This is a genomic window from Ornithinimicrobium tianjinense, from assembly GCF_014636495.1.
Classification (GTDB): Bacteria; Actinomycetota; Actinomycetes; order Actinomycetales; family Dermatophilaceae; genus Ornithinicoccus; species Ornithinicoccus tianjinensis.
Genome location: NZ_BMEM01000001.1, coordinates 1,422,505 through 1,438,625, shown reverse-complemented (window position 1 = coordinate 1,438,625; position 16,121 = coordinate 1,422,505). Strand labels below are relative to the sequence as shown.

Below are 16,121 nucleotides of genomic sequence, written 5' to 3'. Positions count from 1 at the left end.
TAGCCGTATCCGTGCACAGCCCCTAAGCGAGCCGGCTCAGACGGGCAGCTCGGTGTGGCTGTCGTCCCTGTGGACCCGACCCCGGACGGCGAACCAGCCCACGGCGAGGAGGACGAACCAGACCGGGGTGACCAGCAGGGCCCGCAGCGTGTCCTCCTGCCGGGTGAGGACCACGAGGATGAAGACGAAGAAGGCCAGGACCACCCAGCACATCGGCACGCCGCCGGGCATCTTGTAGATGGACCGGGCGTGCGCCTCCGGGTGGCGCCGGCGGTAGACGACGTAGCTGACCAGGATCATCCCCCAGACGAACATGAACAGCACGGCGGAGATCGTGGTGACCACGGTGAAGGCCTCCATCACCGAGTCGCTGAGCAGGAGCAGCAGCGAGCTGCCGACGAAGATCACCGACACGATCAGTCCGACCGCGGGCACCATCCGCCGCGAGAGCCGTCCGACCGGGGCGGGCGCCATGCCCTTGTGGGCCAGGCCGTAGAGCATCCGCGAGGTGGAGTAGAGACCGGAGTTGGCGGCCGACGCCGCCGAGGTCAGGACGACGAAGTTCATGATCGAGGCCGCGGCCGCGATGCCGATGAGGGAGAAGAGGTTGACGAAGGGCGACAGCTCGGGGTTGACCTGGTCCCACGGGGTCACCGACATGATGACGACGAGGGACAGCACGTAGAACACGAGGATGCGGACGGGGATCTGGTTGATCGCCCGGGGCAGCGTCGTGGTGGGGTTGGCCGTCTCGGCGGCGGTGGCGCCGACGAGCTCGATGCCGACGAAGGCGAAGGTGGCGATCTGGAAGCCGGCGAGGAAGCCCTCCGTCCCGTGCGGGAAGACGCCGCCCGGGCGGTTCCACAGGTTGGCCAGGGACGCCTGGGTGCCGTCCGGGGCGGTGAAGCCGGTGATGATCAGCCAGCCACCGAGGATGATGAGGGCGACGATCGCGACGATCTTGATGAGGGCGAACCAGAACTCCAGCTCACCGAAGAGCGCCACGGTGAGCAGGTTGAGCCCGAGGAGGGCGAGCAGGGTCGCCGCGCCGAGGACGAGCGAGAGTGCCTGGACGTCGGTGGGGTCGGCGGGGTGGATCCAGAAGTTGTAGTAGCTCACCACCGCGATGAGGTCGGCCATCCCGGTGACGATCCAGCAGAGCCAGTAGGTCCAGCCGGTGAAGAAGCCGGCCCACGGCCCCAGCATGTCGGCGCAGAAGTCCTGGAACGACTTGTAGTCGAGGTTGTGCAGCAGCAGCTCACCCATGGCGCGCATCACGAAGAACACCATGATGCCGATGACCAGGTAGACGAGGACGATGGACGGACCGGCCGCCGCGATCGTCTTGCCCGAACCCATGAACAACCCCGTGCCGATCGCGCCACCGATGGCGATCAGCTGGATATGGCGGTTCTGGAGGCCGCGGTGCAGATGTTCGCCCGTCGCCTCGTGGGAGCCGGTGGCCTGCGGGACGACGTGAGGATCTGCCATGCGCTGCTTCTTCCGGGAGTGCGTGCGGCCGCACCATCACGGCCGCGCTCCCGTGCACGGTAGACCTCCCCTACCGTCCGTAGTACACCGGGGGTGGGAGTGCGTCCAGGCCCGGCTGCGCTACAGTCCCGCCGCCCGGTAGAGCTGGCTGACCTCCTCGGCGGCGAGAGCGCGGTAGCGGCCGGGACGCAGCTCACCGAGCAGCACCGGCCCGACCTGCACCCGCGTCAGGGTCTCCACCGGGAAACCGACCTCGTCCAGCATCCGGCGGACGATGTGCTTGCGACCCTCGTGGAGCACCACCTCGACGATCGAGTGTCCGGGGATGTTGTCCACGAGCTTGAAGGAGTCCGCGCGGGCCAGTCCGTCCTCGAGCTCCACGCCCTCGCGCAGGCGCTTGCCGACGCCGCTGCCCACGACCCCGTGGACCTGGGCGACGTAGGTCTTGGGGACGCCGTAGGCGGGGTGCTGAAGGCGGTGGGCGAGCTCGCCGTCGTTCGTCAGCAGCAGGAGGCCCTCGGTGTCCTGGTCGAGGCGACCCACGTGGAACAGCCGGTGCGAGAGGTGCCCGACGTAGTCGGCGAGGCACGGACGACCCTCGTCGTCCTGCATCGTGGAGACCACCCCGGCCGGCTTGTTGAAGGCCAGGTAGACCTTGTCGGTGTCCACCACGACGCGGTCACCGTCGACGCGGACCACCTGCCGTGACGGGTCCACGCGCACGCCGAGCTCGGTGACGACCTGGTCGTCGACCTGGACCCGCCCGTCCTCGATGAGCTTCTCGCACGCGCGGCGCGAGCCGAAGCCGGCGCCGGCCAGCAGCTTCTGCAGACGCACGCCCGAGGGGTCGTGCACGTCCACGTGCGGCGCCGGGGCCGCGGCCCGCCGGGCGCGGCTGGGACGCGCGGCGCCGGACCCGGCACGGCGGGGCCCGGCGGAGCCGCCCTGCCCGGGCACGCGGGTGCGCCGCTGCGGGCCGCCACCCGCTCCCCTGCCCTGGCCGCCCTGGCCCCTGGCCCTGCCGTTGCCCTGCGAACCCTTGCCGTTGCTCATGCCAGTCCTTCCGCGGCCAGCTCCTCGAGCACCTCTGCCGACGGCAGGTAGGGCGCGAGGGCGGGCAGGTCGTCGAGAGAGTCCAGCCCCATGCGCTGGAGGAAGAGGTCGGTGGTGCCGTAGAGCACGGCGCCGGCGGACGGGTCCTGCCCGACCTCCGTCACCATGCCGCGTGCGAGCAGGGTGCGCACGACACCGTCCACGTTGACGCCGCGGATCGCGCCGATCCGGGCGCGGCTGACCGGCTGACGGTAGGCGATCACCGCCAGCGTCTCGAGCGCGGCCTGGGTCAGCCGCGCCTGCTGACCGCCGAGCAGGAACCGCTCGACGACCGGGGCGTACTCGGGACGGGTGTAGATCCGCCAGCCGCCGCCGAGCCGGCGCAGCATGAAGCCACGCTCGGCCGCGGCGTAGTCCTGGGCGAGCTCGTCGAGCACCGCCCCCACGTCCTCCACGGGCAGCTCCAGCGCGGTCGCGAGCGCCTCCTCGGTGACCGGCTCGTCCACCACCATAAGGACCGCCTCGACGGCGCCGCGGGCACCACCGGGGAAGCTGTTGATGTCGAAGGCGACCTGGTGCTCCGCGCCGCTGTCGCCCGGCGCGTCGGGGTGCTCACTCATCGGCACCATTCTCCTCCTTCTCGGGTATGGCGTGCCCCGCCCCGGGCGGGACGGCGGACTGCGCATCCTCCTCGTCGAACTCCGCGCTCACGCCCACGGCACCGCTCGCCGGGCCGGTCCACCGGACGGTGAGCTCACCGAGCGCCTCCGCCTGGTCGAGCTGGACCACGGTGTCGCGGAAGAGCTCGAGGAGGGCCAGGAAGCGGGCGACGATCATCAGCGTGCTGTCGGCATCGGCGACCAGGTCGCGGAAGCTGGCGCTGCCCAGGTCGCGCAGGCGTCCCACGAGCAGCGAGGCCTGCTCGCGCACGGAGACCTGCGGGGCGTGCAGGTGGGTCAGACCGACGGTCGGCGGTGGCTTGGGGATCATCGCCCGCCCCGCGATCATCGCCAGCTGCTCGGGGGTGACGGTGAGGACCAGCTCGGGCAGCAGCGAGGCGAAGCGGTCCTCCACCCCCACGTCCCGGGCGAAGATGCGGCCCGCGCCCTCCATCCGCAGCCGCAGCTCGTCGGCGACCTGCTTGAAGGCGCGGTACTGCAGCAGCCGCGCGAAGAGGAGGTCACGAGCCTCGATAAGGGCGAGGTCCTCCTCGTCGTCCTCGCGGGCGTTCGGCAGCAGCCGGGCCGCCTTGAGGTCGAGCAGGGTGGCGGCGATGAGGACGAACTCGCTGGCCTGCGACAGGTCCCAGTCGGCCCGCGCCTCCTGGGCCGCGCGCAGGTGGGCGACGAACTCGTCGGTGACCGCGGCCAGGGAGATCTCCGTGACGTCGAGCTTGTGCTTGGCGATGAGGCCGAGGAGCAGCTCGAAGGGGCCGGAGAAGACGTCGAGGTGGACCTCGAAGGACCCCCGGCTGCCCGAGAGGACACCGCCGGGCGTGGCCCGGGGCGGCTCGGGCGCGGCTGCACCGGGAACAGCAGCGGGGTCGGGCGGCAGGTCGACCCCCGGGGGTGGGGCGGACGGCATACCGGTCGCGGTCAGGGCGCGCCGCCGCGCTGGATCAGCTCGCGCGCGAGCTGACGGTAGGCCTCGGCGCCCGCGTGTGTCGCCGCGTAGGTCGTGATCGGCTCGGCCGCGAGGGTGGCGTCCGGGAACTTCACGGTGCGGCTGATGACGGTGTGGAAGACCGTGTCCTGGAAGTGGTCGACGACGCTGCGCACGACCTCCCGCGAGTGCAGCGTCCGCCCGTCGTACATGGTCGCGAGGATGCCGTCGATCTGCAGGCGCGGGTTGAGCCGGTCGGTGATCTTCTCGATCGTCTCGATGAGCAGCGCGACGCCGCGCATCGCGAAGAACTCGCACTCCAGCGGGATGATGACGCCGTGCGCCGCGGTGAGGGCGTTCACGGTGAGCAGGCCCAGCGAGGGCTGGCAGTCGATGAGGATGACGTCGTAGTCGTCGACGACGGGTCGCAGCGCCCGGGCGAGGATCTGCTCGCGGGCGACCTCGCCGACGAGCTGCACCTCGGCGGCTGACAGGTCGATGTTGGCCGGCAGGACGTCCACCCCGGGCACCCGGGTCTGCTGGATGACGCTCCTGATGTCGTGGCCGCGCTCGACGAGCAGGTTGTAGACCGTCACGTCGAGGTCGTGGGTGCGCACGCCGAAGCCGACGGACAGGGCGCCCTGGGGGTCGAAGTCCACCATCAGGACCTTGCGGCCGTACTCCGCGAGGGCGGCCCCGAGGTTGATCGTGCTCGTGGTCTTGCCGACCCCGCCCTTCTGGTTGCACATGGCGATGATGCGGGCCGGACCGTGGCTGGCGAGCGGCGGCGGGACGGGGAAATCAGGCATGGGACGACCCGTCGGGCCCTCCTGGCCGATGCCCGTCGTCTCGGTGCCGGGCAGGCGGTCGTAGGTGGCGTGTGCCTCGCGGTTCACGTAGTTCTCCAGCCTCGCTCGCGTCGGGTCGGCCTCCCGCCGATCAGGGCACCGACACTAACTGCAACCCGGCACGGACGGCCACCGCGTCAACCTCGACCTCAGGTCGAGGTTCCCGTCCGAGGTCCGTCCGGCGTGGTCTGGGATGCTCGTCATCTCCCAGCCTGCCCAGGAAAGGACGACCATGGACCTCGAGGCCCGCACCCGCCACTACTACGAGCGCGTCGACGCCGGCGATCTGGAGGGTGTGCTCGCCTGGTTCGCCGACGACGCCGTCTACCACCGGCCGGGCTACGCGCCGATGGCCGGTCGCGCGGCGCTCGCGGACTTCTACGGCGGCGAGCGGGTGATCGTCTCCGGCGCCCACGACGTCGAGGAGGTCGTGGGCGACGGTGACCACGTGGCCGTGCGCGGCGTCTTCACCGGCACCCTCAAGGACGGCTCGAGCGTCGAGGTGGGCTTCGCCGACTTCATCCGGTATGACGAGCACGCCCGCGCCGTCGAGCGGCGCACCTACTTCGCTCAACCCGCGGTCTGAGCCCGTCAGCGGCGCAGGGTCCGCTCCGCCACCTGCAGCGCCGCCTCGACCGGGGTGACGCCCGCCGCGCTGGCGTCCTCCAGGACAGCCGTGACGCGGTCGCCGATGCGCTCGAGCCGGGCGGCCAGCTCCTCCTCGCTCCAGCCCACCTGGCCGGCGTGCACCTGGATCACCCCGCCGGCGTTGGCGATGAAGTCCGGCACGTAGGTGATCCCGGCTCGGCGCAGCAGCTCGGCGACGAAGGGGCTGTCGAGCGTGTCGTTGGCGGCCCCGGCCACCACCTTCGCCCGCATGCCGGCGACGACGTCGGCCGTCACGACCCTGGCCACCGCGCAGGGGGCGAAGACGTCGCACTCGGCCGTCGGCGCGCTGAGGGGGTCGGTCACCGAGCCCCCGACCTCCTCGGCGACCGACCGGGCGCGGTCCGCGTCGACGTCGGCGACGACGACGCGCGCGCCGTCGCGCGCGGCATACCGGGCCAGGTTGGCGCCGACGTGCCCGGCGCCCTGCACGACGACCCGGACGCCGTCCATGTCGCGACCGAGAGCGTGCCGGACCCCGGCGCGCATCGCCGCGTAGACCCCGGTGGCGGTGTAGGGCCCCGGGTCGACGTCGTCGCAGAAGGCCCGCGCACCTGCGTCCCGGATCGCCTGCATGTCCGTCATCGTGGTGCCCATGTCCACGCCGGGGACGTAGGCCCCGCCCGTGCGGGCGATGAAGTCGCCGTAGCGGGACATCAGCGCCGTGCGCGCCGGGGAGCCCTCGTCGGGCAGCGGCCGGTCCGCGAGGAGGACGGACTTGGCGCCGCCGTAGGGCAGCTCGGCCAGCGCGTGCTTGAGGGTCATCGCGCGCGCCAGGCGCTGCGCCTCGGCGACAGCCGCGGCCGTGGAGGGGTAGTGGCGCCAGCGCACTCCCCCGAAACCCGGACCGAGGGTGGTGTCGTCGATCGCGATGACCGCCCGCAGGCCCACCCGGTCGTCCCGACAGGTGATCACCTGCTCCGCGGCGAACAGGTCAGGCATCGGCACGTCGGCGGCGGCGGTCATGGCCACAGTGTGCCCCGCCGGGCTCAGCCCCTGGCCCGCGGGTGCGCCTGGGCGTAGACCTCGCGGAGGTGCTGGGTCGACACGTGCGTGTAGATCTGCGTCGTCGTGACCGAGGCATGACCGAGCAGCTCCTGCACGACCCGGACGTCGGCGCCGCCGTCCAGCAGGTGGGTGGCGAAGGAGTGGCGCAGGGTGTGCGGCGAGATGTCGTCCTTGAGGCCGGCCCGCCCGGCGGCCGTCTTGATCGCCGTCCACGCCGACTGGCGCGACAGCCGCCCGCCCCTGGCGTTGACGAAGACGGCCGGGGTGCCGGTGCCGGCGCGCGCCATCGCCGGACGACCGCGCACGAGCCAGGCGTCGAGGGCGTCGCGCGCATAGCGGCCCATGGGGACGATCCGCTCCTTGGAGCCCTTGCCGAAGAGGCGGACCACTCCCCCGGTGCCGTCCTCGGCGCGCCCGAGCTCGAGGTCGTCGAGGTCGAGCGCGATCGCCTCGCTGACCCGGGCCCCGCAGCCGTAGAGCACCTCCAGCAACGCCCGGTCGCGCAGCGCCGCAGGCGTGTCGCCCACGGAGGCGGCCTGCAGCAGCCGTTCGACCGCGTCGACCGGGAGCGCCTTGGGCAGCCGGCGGGGCGGGGCCGGGGGCTGGACCTCCTGCGAGGGGTCGGCCGGCACCTCGCCCTCCGCGGCGAGGAAGCGGTGCAGACCCCGGACGGCCACGACCGCCCGAGCGGCCGAGGTGGCCGCCAGCGGCCGGTGCTCGTCGTCGCCTCGGCGCAGATGGGCCAGGAAGTCGGTCACGTGCTTCTCGCGCACCTCCTCCGGCTCGCGGACCCCGGCGCCGTGGAGGAAGGAGAGGTAGCGGTCGGTGTCCCGCCGGTAGGCCTGCAGCGTGTGCTCCGAGCGGCCCCGCTCCACCCGGAGGTGGTCCAGCCAGCCGTCGCGCGCGCGCCGCAGCGGGGTGCGCGGCGCTGCGGGGGTGGTGGAGACGGTCCGGCTCACCCCGGCATCATCGCAACGCGGCGACGCGCGACCCGACCGACGCGCGGGACCCGGCGCACCGAAGAGACCACTCGCCCCTGCGTCCCCCGCTCGGCGGGTGTGCGCCAGACTGCGCCCATGCGCTGGTATGCCGATGCTCCCGCCCGCCGGACCCGTCAGGTGGTCGCGGACCTCCTCGTCCTGGCGTGGGTGGTGCTCTGGGTCCTGGTGGGCCGGTGGGTCTTCGCCCTCGTCATGACGCTCGCCGCACCCGCCGAGCCGCTGCGCGACGCGGGGACCTCGCTGAGGGACCGCATGGACGAGGTCGCCGCGCACGTCACCGAGATCCCGCTGGTCGGCGACCAGCTCGACGCGCCCTTCAGCGGGATGTCCGGCGTCGGGGCCGACCTGGTGACGGCCGGCGACCGGCTCGAGTCATCCGTGCGGACGGTCGCCTGGGTCGTCTCGCTGCTGTCCGCGGGCACGCCCGTCCTCATGGTCCTGCTGGTGTGGGGCCTGGCCCGCGTCTCCTGGGCCCGGCGGGCCGCGCGTCTGGGGCAGGGGACCGGCGACCCGGAGACGGTGGAGCTGCTCGCGCTGCGGGCCCTGGTCCGCCAGGACCCCCGTCGCCTGCAGAAGACCTTCCCCGACCCGCTCGCAGCCTTCCGCTCCGGCGACCCGGAGTCGCTGCGGTGCCTGGCCGACCTCGAGCTCGCCGAGGTCGGCCTGCGCGCCCGCCGCTGATCAGCCCAGCTGCCCCCGCACGGCACCCGCCGGGTGGTCGGCGTTGTGCACGTTGACGTAGTAGGCGCTCGGGTTGTCGATGATGTCCCGGACGAGGTCGCGGTGGACGTCGGCGCAGCCGGACGACATACCTGAGGTGGGGGCCGAGAGGGTCACCACGACGGGGCCCGGTGATCCAGCCGGGGCGAGGTGGATGTGCGCGGCCGTCGCGGGGGCGATGCCGGTGACCTCGAGGGTCCAGCACACCTGCTCCAGACCCGGGTTGAGACGCAGCATGGCGGTGCCGTGACCGTCCGGGTCACCGGGGCCGGGCGCCTCCTGGGCGCCGGTCATCTCGACCGTGATGGGGGCGCCCGACGGGACGGGCTCATGGGCCGACGCGGGGACGACGGACACGCCGGCGAGCGCGGCGGAGGAGACGAGAGCAGTGACGAGACGGTGATGACGCATGGTTCCTCCAGGGTGGGCGGGCACACGTGCAGGACCTCTGCACACCGGTGATACGCCGCCGCCGGCCGGAGGGATTGCTGCTCAGCCGTGGCGCTCGCGGAGGACGCGCTCGACGTCCTCCAGCCCGAGGCCACGCGATCGCAGCAGCACGAGCAGGTGGTAGACGAGGTCGGCCGACTCGCCGAGGAGGTCCTCGTCCTCCTGGGCCACGGCCGCCAGCGCCGTCTCCACACCCTCCTCGCCCACCTTCTGGGCGATCCGACGCACGCCGCCGTCGAAGAGCCGCGTCGTGTAGGAGCTCTCCGGGCGCTCCCGGTGCCGGGAGGCGACCACCGCGTCCAGCTCGTGCACGAACGAGCCCGGTCGCGCGTGCTGGCCGAAGCACGTCGCGTCGCCCGTGTGGCACGTCGGTCCTGCGGGTATGGCGTGCATCAGCAGCGTGTCCCGGTCGCAGTCCACCTCCACCGAGCGCACCGCCAGGGTGTTGCCGCTGGTCTCGCCCTTGGTCCACTGCTCCTGGCGGCTGCGCGACCAGAAGGTCGCCAGCCCCGTCGCCAGCGTCGTCTCCAGCGCCGCGCGGTCGAGGAACCCGACCATGAGCACCTGCCCGGTCGTCGCGTGCTGGACGACGCCGGGCACCAGCCCGCCGGCCCTGTCGAAGTCGACGTCGTCCACCGTCAGCCCGTCGGGCCTCAGCTCGATCACGCCACCGCCTCCGCGACCTCTCGGACGACCAGCCCGGTCGCGGCCAGCTCGCGCTTCAGGGCCGGGATCGCGATCGCGCCCGAGTGGAAGACGGTCGCCGCCAGCGCACCGTCGACATCCGCCTCCCGGAAGACCTCGGTGAAGTGCTCGACGGCCCCGGCCCCGCCGCTCGCGACCAGGGGCACCCCGCAGACGGCGCGGACCGCGCGCAGCTGCTCCACGTCATACCCGGACCGGACCCCGTCGGAGCCCATGCAGTTGAGCACGATCTCCCCGGCGCCCAGGGCGACCACCTCCTGCACCCAGTCGAGCGTGGCGACGGGGAGCGCGCGCGTGGCCTCCGGGTCACCGGTGAGCTGGCGGATGCGCCACTGCCCGTCCTGGTCGCGCAGGGAGTCCACGCCCACCACGACGCACTGCACCCCGAAGGCGTCCGCCAGCTCCCGCACGAGCTCGGGCCGCTGGGTCGCCGGGGTGTTGACCGAGATCTTGTCGGCACCCGCGTGCAGGACGGCGCGGGCCGCCTCGACCGAGCGGATGCCGCCGGCGACGCAGAACGGGATGTCGATCGCCCGCGCCACCCGGGTCACCCAGTCCACGTCCACGGCGCGCCCCTGCGGGCTGGCGGTGATGTCGTAGAACACCAGCTCGTCGGCACCCTCGCGGGCGTAGCGGGTCGCGAGCTCGACGATGTCGCCCATGTCGCGGTGGTCGCGGAACCGGGTGCCCTTGACGACCCGGCCGTCGCGCACGTCCAGGCACGGGATGATGCGGCGCGCGAGGGTCACAGCCCCTCCTCCTGGATGGCTTCGGTGACGGTCAGGCGGCCCTCGAGCAGCGCCTTGCCGAGGATGATCCCCGAGCACCCGTGCCGTCGGGCGGCGCGGACGTCGTCGACGTCGCGGGCACCGCCGGAGGCCTGCACCTGCAGGTGCGGGGCCGACCTCGTGAGCATGGTGTAGAGGTGGAAGTTGGGCCCGGCGAGCGTGCCGTCCCGGCCGATGTCGGTGCACAGCACGTGCCGCAACCCGGAGTCGTCGTAGCGGTGCAGGACCGTGGTCAGGTCGGCGTCGGCCACCGACGTCCAGCCGGCGGTCGGCAGCAGCCAGACGCCGTCCTCGCCGGTGCGCGTGTCGAGCGCCACGGTGATCTGCTCGGGCCCGAAGCGCTCGACCCAGCCGATGACCGTCCCGGGCTCCTTGACCGCCAGCGACCCCACGACCACCCGGGTGGCCCCGGCGTCGAGGAGTCGCTGCACGTCCTCGGCCGAGCGCACGCCACCGCCGGTCTGCACCATCAGCCCGGTCGAGTCGACGATGCGCGTCAGCGTCTCGGTCAGGGTGTAGCCACCGGCCCGCGCCGCGTCCAGGTCGACGAGGTGCAGCCACCGGGCACCCGCGCGGGCGTAGCTCTCGGCGACGGCGAGCGGGTCGTCGGTGTAGCGGGTCTCCTTGTCGTAGTCGCCCCGGAGCAGGCGCACCACGGCGCCGTCGCGGACATCGATGGCTGGGTAGACGGTGAAGGGCCTCGTGCTCACCTGTGCGTCTCTCGTCGGTCCGGTCAGGTCGGACGTCATCGGCCGACCTCCCCCAGGAAGTTGCGCAGCAGGGTGGCTCCCAGCGCGGCCGAACGTTCCGGGTGGAACTGTGCGCCCCACCGTAACCCGTGGCGCACGACGGCCGACCACGCCCCTCCGTGACGCGTCGTCGCCAGCGTCCACGGGCCGACGGGCGCGGCGTAGGAGTGGACGAAGTAGGCCCGCTCCCCCGCCTCTACGTCCCGCAGCAGCGGGTCGTCGGCGAGGTCCTCCAGCGCGTTCCAGCCCATGTGCGGCACGCGCGCCTGCGGCGTGGCAGGTATGGCGACCACCTCGCCGGGGACGAGCCCGAGGGTCTCCACGCCCCCGTCCTCCTCGGAGCGCTCGAGCAGCAGCTGCATCCCCAGGCACACCCCCAGGAGCGGGACCTGCACCTCGTGGAGGGTCTCCACGAGGCCTGCCTCCCGCAGGCGGCGCATGCCCGCGGCTGCGGCCCCGACACCCGGCAGCACGACGCGGTCGGCGGCCAGGATGTCCCCGCGGTCAGCGGTCAGCCGCGCGGTCGCACCCAGCCGCTCGAGGGCATACGTCACCGAGCCGATGTTGGTGCCGCCCGAGTCGACCAGGGCCACCCGGGGCGCGGTCACAGCACGCCCTTGGTCGACGGCAGCTCGGAGGAGTCACCCTGGCGGGCGAGCGCCTGGCGCAGGGCCCGGGCGACCGCCTTGAAGCCCACCTCGACCTGGTGGTGGGTGTTGGTGCCGCTGACGGACAGGTGCAGGGTGCAGCGCAGGGCGTCGGCGAAGGACCGCCAGAAGTGCTCGACCATCTCCGTGGAGAACTCCCCCACGGAGGGCCGGTCGAAGCTGCCGTCGTAGCTGAAGTAGGGCCGCCCCGACAGGTCCACGGCCGCCGTGGCCTGCGCCTCGTCCATGGGCAGGGTGAAGCCGTAGCGGCCGATCCCGCGCTTGTCGCCGAGCGCCTCACGGACCGCCTCCCCGACGGCCAGGGCCACGTCCTCCACGGTGTGGTGGTCGTCGATGTGCAGGTCGCCGTCGCAGCGGACCGTCAGCGCGAAGCCTCCGTGCTTGCCGAGCTGGTCGAGCATGTGGTCGAAGAAGCCGATGCCGGTAGCCGCGTCACCTCCCGGCGTGCCGTCGAGGTCGACGTCGACCACGATGCGGGTCTCGGAGGTGTTGCGCTCGACGTGCGCCGTCCGGGGGCGGACGACCACCTCGTGCGCGATCTGCGGCCAGGTCGTCGTCGGCAGGTCCGCGGCCAGCTCGTCACGGGCCGCCAGCAGATAGGTGCGGATCCCGAGGTTGTCGCCGAACTCCTTGTCGGAGAGACGGTCGCCGACCATGAACGACCGGGACCAGTCCACCCCGTTGTCCTTGAGCAGGTGCACGACGCGACCCACCCCCGGCTTGCGCGTCCACGGGGCGTCCGGGCCGCCGTGGTGGGGGTCGATGACGACCTCGCGGAAGCGCACGCCCTGGCTGGTCAGCACCTGCATGATCAGCCCGTGGGCGGCGTCGAAGGCCGCCTGCGGGAACGCGTCGGTGCCCAGGCCGTCCTGGTTGGTCACCATCACCAGGTCGAAGCCGGCGTCCTGGATCCTCAGCAGGGCCGGGATGACCCCGTCGACGAAGGACACCTTGGCCAGGTCGTCGACCTGGTGGTCCTCCGGCTCGTGGACGATCGTCCCGTCGCGGTCGACGAAGCAGATCGGTCGGGCGGTGGCGCTCATGCGAAATCTCCCAGGGCCTGGTCGAGGGCGGTCATCTCGAGGGTGGTGCCGATCGTGATCCGGAGGGCGTCCTCCAGACCGGGCTGCTGGCGCACGTCGCGCACCACGATCCCGTCGGCGGTGAGGGTGTCCAGCACCCGGTCGGCGTCGTCGCAGCGCAGCAGCAGGAAGTTGGCCTCGCTGGCGTAGACCGCCCGGACGCCGGACAGGTCGCGCAGCCGGCGTCCCACCGCGTCGCGGACCCGCAGGGTCTCGCCGACGCGACGGCGGGTGGCGGCCAGGGCCTCCGGGGTGAGGGCGGCCAGGGCAGTCCGCGCGACCGGCACCGGGACCGGGTATGGCGCCTGCACCCTCCGCAGGACCGTCGCCAGGTCCGGGTGGGCGAGGGCGAACCCGACCCTCAGGCCGGCCAGGGCGTGCGCCTTGGACAGGGTGCGGAGCACGACGAGGTTGGGGTGCTCCTCGAGGAGGGTCACGGCCGAGCGCTGCTCGCAGAACTCGCCGTAGGCCTCGTCGACGACTACGACGGCCTGGTCGGCGAGCCGGACGGCCAGGTCGGCGACCTGGCGCAGCGGCACGACGGCGCCGGTGGGGTTGCCCGGCGAGGCGAGGAAGACGACCCGGGCGCCGTCCCTCACGGCCGCCTCGGCGACGGCGTCGGTGTCGACCCGCCAGGTGAGGCCGTCGTCGACCTGGGGCACCTGCGCCACCGGCACACCGTGGAGGCGGGCGGAGACGGCATACATCCCGAAGGTCGGCGGGCAGACGACGATCGCGTCCCCGCCCGGGCGGCAGAGGGCACGGACGAGCAGCTCGATCATCTCGTCGCTGCCGCGCCCGACGACCACCCGGTCCGGCGTGGTCGCCCAGACGTCGGCCAGGGCGTCGACCAGGGCCGGCGGCTGGGGGTCGGGGTAGCGCCGGGCGGCTCCGTCCGGGTCGACCTCGCTGGGGTGCCCCGACTCGTTGGCGTTCAGCCAGATCCGGGACGGGGTGGCCGTGCTGGGGGCGCTGGTGCGCGCCGAGGAGTATCCCGTGAAGTCGCGCAGGTCCTCCCGGACCAGGTGCGACGGGAAGGTCGAGGAGCTCATGCGTCGGCTCCCGCTGCGGCGCCCGCCGCCGCGATCCTGTCGAGGCGACGGGTCACGGCGCGCTGGTGGGCGTGCAGCTGCTCGGCCTCGGAGAGCACGACCGCGCACGGCCCGACGGCCGCGAGCCCGGCCGGCGTAGCCTCCTGCACGGTCATCGCGATCTGGAAGGAGGAGACGTTGACCCCGCCGGTGAACCGGGCGGCGCCTGCGGTCGGCAGGACGTGGTTGGTCCCGGAGCAGTAGTCCCCCAGGGTCTCCGGGGTCATCATGCCGAGGAAGACCGACCCCGCCCGGGTGACGCCGCCCACGAGCGCGCGCGGGTCGGCGACGGCGAGGATCAGGTGCTCGGGCGCGTAGTCGTCGGAGATCCGGACGGCCTGCTCCAGGTCGGCGGTGACCACGAGACGGCTCGCGGCCAGCGCCTTGCGGGCGATCGCGGCGCGCGGCAGCGTCTCGACCTGCTCCTCGACCTGCGCGGCGACCGCCTCGGCCGTCGCCCGGTCGTCGGTGAGCAGGATCACCTGGCTGTCGGGTCCGTGCTCGGCCTGGCTGAGCAGATCGGCCGCCACCAGCTCCGGGTCGGCGCTCGCGTCGGCGATGACGAGCACCTCCGACGGGCCGGCGGGCATGTCGATGCCCGGCCCGCCCTCGGCGGTCGACACCTGACGCTTGGCCTCGGTGACCCAGGCGTTGCCGGGGCCGAAGATCTTGTCGCACCGCGGCACGGACTCGGTGCCGTAGGCCATGGCGGCCACGGCCTGGGCGCCGCCCACCACGAACACCCGGGTGATCCCGCACTCGGCGGCCGCGGCCAGCACGGCAGCGTCGGCGGAACCGTCGGGGCCCGGCGGCGTGCACATGACCACCTCCGGGCAGCCCGCCAGCTGGGCCGGCACCCCGAGCATGAGCGCGGTCGAGGGCAGGGGCGCGGACCCGGCGGGCACGTAGAGGCCGACCCGACGGATCGGACGGACCACCCGCTCGCAGACCACGCCGGGGGCCGTCTCCACGGCATACCCCGACTGCATCCCGGCAGCGTGGAAGGCGCGGATCCGTCCGGCCGCCTCGGTGATGGCCTCCCGCAGCAGCGGGTCCAGGCCCTCGACGGCGCGGGCCCGCTCGGCGGCCGGGACCTCCAGGGCGTCCGGGACGGCGCCGTCGAGGCGCTCGGTCAGCCGGCGCAGCGCGGCGTCGCCGCCGGTGCGCACCTCCTCGAGGATGGCCGCCACGCCGGCGGTCACCTCCGCGCCCGCCGCCGCGGTCGCCCGGCGGAGGGCGTCGGCGCGCCCCTCCGCGTCCAGCTCGTCCCACGTCAGCACGTTCATGCCAGCATCCCCTCGACCGGAAGGACCATCAGGTTGTGGGCCCCGGCACGCTTGAGGTCCTCGAGCCGGGACCAGGACACCGGGCCGTGGACGAGGATCTGCACCGAGACCTCCTCGAGGCCGTCGACCTGCAGCACGGTGGGCTCGTGACCCGCAGGCAGGAGAGGCAGCACACCGTCGAGACTGCCGCGTCCGGCGCGGAGCATGAGCAGCCGGGACTCGCGCAGCTGCACCGCGCCGTCGAGGCGCCGCAGCAGCAGGTCGGCGATCTCCTGGCGGCCGTCCTCCAGGTGGTGGTCCGGGCCGGCGATGACCGCCTCGGACTCCAGGATCGTCGTCACGGGGACCAGGCCGTTGGCGCGGAGCGTGCCACCGGTGGACACGAGGTCGCAGACCACGTCGGCCTGACCGAGGCGCGGGGCGATCTCGACCGAGCCGTTGAGCACCACCGGGTGGGCCTCCACACCGTTCTCGCGCAGCCAGCGCCCCAGCGTCTGCGGGTAGGACGTGGCGATCCGCAGCCCTGCCAGCTGGGCGGGGCCGGTCCACTCGTCGCCCTCGGGGATCGCGACGTCGAGCCGGCAGGCACCCCAGCCCAGCTGCCGCCACTCGCGCAGCGACGCGGGCCGTCCCGCGGCCCCACGCTCCAGGTGGTGCTCGACGAGGACGTTGCGCCCCACGACGCCCAGGTCGCAGACCCCGTCGGCGATGAGGCCGGGGATGTCGTCGTCGCGCACGAGCAGGATGTCGATCGGCAGGCTCTCGCCGTAGAGGAAGAGCCTGTCCCGGCTCTCGCGCCAGGTCAGGCCGCACGAGGCGAGCAGCTCGCGGGCCGGGTCGCCGAGGCGGCCGCTCTTCTGGACGGCGACGCGGAGGCGGTCACGCGGCTGGGCAGGCGGGGTCATGAGGACCT

Annotated in this window: 18 protein-coding genes; 2 read left to right on the top strand and 16 right to left on the bottom strand. The window is 73.3% G+C overall.

The window, feature by feature from the left end; genetic code table 11:
* Nucleotides 1-36: 36 nt before the first annotated feature.
* The 5 genes from IEV65_RS06695 to IEV65_RS06675 form a co-directional block, all read right to left on the bottom strand.
* Nucleotides 37-1,491: an amino acid permease gene (locus IEV65_RS06695; RefSeq protein WP_188428955.1), complete on the bottom strand. Its 1,455-nt coding sequence runs from the start codon at nt 1,489-1,491 to the stop codon at nt 37-39.
* Nucleotides 1,492-1,611: 120 nt separating this feature from the next.
* Nucleotides 1,612-2,544, bottom strand: a complete 933-nt coding sequence (locus IEV65_RS06690; RefSeq protein WP_229734978.1) for a pseudouridine synthase — start codon at nt 2,542-2,544, stop codon at nt 1,612-1,614.
* Nucleotides 2,541-3,164, bottom strand: coding sequence for an SMC-Scp complex subunit ScpB (gene scpB, locus IEV65_RS06685; RefSeq protein WP_229734977.1), 624 nt, complete (start codon nt 3,162-3,164; stop codon nt 2,541-2,543). The genes IEV65_RS06690 and scpB overlap by 4 nt, the downstream gene beginning before the upstream one ends.
* Complete coding sequence (locus IEV65_RS06680; RefSeq protein ID WP_188428951.1) at nt 3,157-4,128, bottom strand: segregation and condensation protein A; 972 nt, start codon at nt 4,126-4,128, stop codon at nt 3,157-3,159. Before IEV65_RS06680 ends, scpB begins: the two co-directional genes overlap by 8 nt.
* Before the next feature lie 11 nt (nt 4,129-4,139).
* Entirely contained in the window at nt 4,140-4,955 is an 816-nt protein-coding gene (locus IEV65_RS06675; RefSeq protein ID WP_229735073.1) for a ParA family protein, read from the bottom strand.
* Nucleotides 4,956-5,226: 271 nt separating this feature from the next.
* On the opposite strand from IEV65_RS06675, the gene IEV65_RS06670 reads away from it, so the two are divergent.
* Nucleotides 5,227-5,580 carry a nuclear transport factor 2 family protein gene (locus IEV65_RS06670; RefSeq protein WP_188428947.1) on the top strand — a complete coding sequence of 118 codons (354 nt, stop codon included), beginning with the start codon at nt 5,227-5,229 and terminating at the stop codon, nt 5,578-5,580.
* Between the two features lie 5 nt (nt 5,581-5,585).
* Here IEV65_RS06670 and IEV65_RS06665 read toward each other — a convergent pair whose 3' ends face one another.
* Both IEV65_RS06665 and xerD read right to left on the bottom strand, forming a co-directional pair.
* A complete protein-coding gene (locus IEV65_RS06665; RefSeq protein WP_229734976.1) occupies nt 5,586-6,626 on the bottom strand; it encodes a Glu/Leu/Phe/Val dehydrogenase family protein in 1,041 nt (346 codons plus the stop codon).
* 23 nt (nt 6,627-6,649) lie between these two features.
* Nucleotides 6,650-7,627: a site-specific tyrosine recombinase XerD gene (xerD, locus tag IEV65_RS06660; RefSeq protein ID WP_188428945.1), complete on the bottom strand. Its 978-nt coding sequence runs from the start codon at nt 7,625-7,627 to the stop codon at nt 6,650-6,652.
* A 117-nt stretch (nt 7,628-7,744) separates the two neighbouring features.
* Here xerD and IEV65_RS06655 point away from each other — a divergent pair, with 117 nt between their 5' ends.
* Complete coding sequence (locus IEV65_RS06655) at nt 7,745-8,350, top strand: hypothetical protein (RefSeq protein ID WP_188428943.1); 606 nt, start codon at nt 7,745-7,747, stop codon at nt 8,348-8,350.
* Here the strand turns inward: IEV65_RS06655 and IEV65_RS06650 are convergent, their stop codons facing one another.
* The 9 genes from IEV65_RS06650 to hisG all read right to left on the bottom strand — a co-directional run bounded on the left by IEV65_RS06650 (nt 8,351) and on the right by hisG (nt 16,113).
* Entirely contained in the window at nt 8,351-8,800 is a 450-nt protein-coding gene (locus tag IEV65_RS06650; RefSeq protein WP_188428941.1) for a CHRD domain-containing protein, read from the bottom strand. It lies immediately after the preceding gene.
* 81 nt (nt 8,801-8,881) lie between these two features.
* Nucleotides 8,882-9,505 (bottom strand): bifunctional phosphoribosyl-AMP cyclohydrolase/phosphoribosyl-ATP diphosphatase HisIE, encoded by a 624-nt coding sequence (gene hisIE, locus IEV65_RS06645; RefSeq protein WP_188428939.1) that lies wholly within the window; start codon nt 9,503-9,505, stop codon nt 8,882-8,884.
* The gene (gene hisF, locus IEV65_RS06640) at nt 9,502-10,293 is read right to left on the bottom strand and encodes an imidazole glycerol phosphate synthase subunit HisF (RefSeq protein ID WP_188428937.1); all 792 of its coding nucleotides are present in this window, start codon (nt 10,291-10,293) and stop codon (nt 9,502-9,504) included. Before hisF ends, hisIE begins: the two co-directional genes overlap by 4 nt.
* The gene (gene hisA, locus IEV65_RS06635; RefSeq protein ID WP_229734975.1) at nt 10,290-11,042 is read right to left on the bottom strand and encodes a 1-(5-phosphoribosyl)-5-[(5-phosphoribosylamino)methylideneamino]imidazole-4-carboxamide isomerase; all 753 of its coding nucleotides are present in this window, start codon (nt 11,040-11,042) and stop codon (nt 10,290-10,292) included. The genes hisF and hisA overlap by 4 nt, the downstream gene beginning before the upstream one ends.
* A gap of 35 nt (nt 11,043-11,077) precedes the next feature.
* Nucleotides 11,078-11,689 carry an imidazole glycerol phosphate synthase subunit HisH gene (gene hisH, locus IEV65_RS06630; protein ID WP_188428933.1) on the bottom strand — a complete coding sequence of 204 codons (612 nt, stop codon included), beginning with the start codon at nt 11,687-11,689 and terminating at the stop codon, nt 11,078-11,080.
* Nucleotides 11,686-12,792: a bifunctional histidinol-phosphatase/imidazoleglycerol-phosphate dehydratase HisB gene (hisB, locus tag IEV65_RS06625; RefSeq protein WP_188428931.1), complete on the bottom strand. Its 1,107-nt coding sequence runs from the start codon at nt 12,790-12,792 to the stop codon at nt 11,686-11,688. The genes hisH and hisB overlap by 4 nt, the downstream gene beginning before the upstream one ends.
* Complete coding sequence (hisC, locus tag IEV65_RS06620) at nt 12,789-13,883, bottom strand: histidinol-phosphate transaminase (RefSeq protein ID WP_188428929.1); 1,095 nt, start codon at nt 13,881-13,883, stop codon at nt 12,789-12,791. Before hisC ends, hisB begins: the two co-directional genes overlap by 4 nt.
* Nucleotides 13,880-15,208 (bottom strand): histidinol dehydrogenase, encoded by a 1,329-nt coding sequence (gene hisD, locus IEV65_RS06615; protein ID WP_188428927.1) that lies wholly within the window; start codon nt 15,206-15,208, stop codon nt 13,880-13,882. Before hisD ends, hisC begins: the two co-directional genes overlap by 4 nt.
* Nucleotides 15,205-16,113 (bottom strand): ATP phosphoribosyltransferase, encoded by a 909-nt coding sequence (gene hisG, locus IEV65_RS06610; RefSeq protein ID WP_188428925.1) that lies wholly within the window; start codon nt 16,111-16,113, stop codon nt 15,205-15,207. The genes hisD and hisG overlap by 4 nt, the downstream gene beginning before the upstream one ends.
* Nucleotides 16,114-16,121: the final 8 nt, after the last annotated feature.

Bases quoted from the DNA above. Each gene is read 5' to 3' on its own strand.
- IEV65_RS06695 (WP_188428955.1), bottom strand. From the start codon at position 1,491: ATGGCAGATCCTCACGTCGTCCCGCAGGCCACCGGCTCCCACGAGGCG.
- IEV65_RS06690 (WP_229734978.1), bottom strand. From the start codon at position 2,544: ATGAGCAACGGCAAGGGTTCGCAGGGCAACGGCAGGGCCAGGGGCCAG.
- scpB (WP_229734977.1), bottom strand. From the start codon at position 3,164: ATGAGTGAGCACCCCGACGCGCCGGGCGACAGCGGCGCGGAGCACCAG.
- IEV65_RS06680 (WP_188428951.1), bottom strand. From the start codon at position 4,128: ATGCCGTCCGCCCCACCCCCGGGGGTCGACCTGCCGCCCGACCCCGCT.
- IEV65_RS06675 (WP_229735073.1), bottom strand. From the start codon at position 4,955: ATGCCTGATTTCCCCGTCCCGCCGCCGCTCGCCAGCCACGGTCCGGCC.
- IEV65_RS06670 (WP_188428947.1), top strand. From the start codon at position 5,227: ATGGACCTCGAGGCCCGCACCCGCCACTACTACGAGCGCGTCGACGCC.
- IEV65_RS06665 (WP_229734976.1), bottom strand. From the start codon at position 6,626: ATGACCGCCGCCGCCGACGTGCCGATGCCTGACCTGTTCGCCGCGGAG.
- IEV65_RS06655 (WP_188428943.1), top strand. From the start codon at position 7,745: ATGCGCTGGTATGCCGATGCTCCCGCCCGCCGGACCCGTCAGGTGGTC.
- IEV65_RS06650 (WP_188428941.1), bottom strand. From the start codon at position 8,800: ATGCGTCATCACCGTCTCGTCACTGCTCTCGTCTCCTCCGCCGCGCTC.
- hisB (WP_188428931.1), bottom strand. From the start codon at position 12,792: ATGAGCGCCACCGCCCGACCGATCTGCTTCGTCGACCGCGACGGGACG.
- hisC (WP_188428929.1), bottom strand. From the start codon at position 13,883: ATGAGCTCCTCGACCTTCCCGTCGCACCTGGTCCGGGAGGACCTGCGC.
- hisD (WP_188428927.1), bottom strand. From the start codon at position 15,208: ATGAACGTGCTGACGTGGGACGAGCTGGACGCGGAGGGGCGCGCCGAC.
- hisG (WP_188428925.1), bottom strand. From the start codon at position 16,113: ATGACCCCGCCTGCCCAGCCGCGTGACCGCCTCCGCGTCGCCGTCCAG.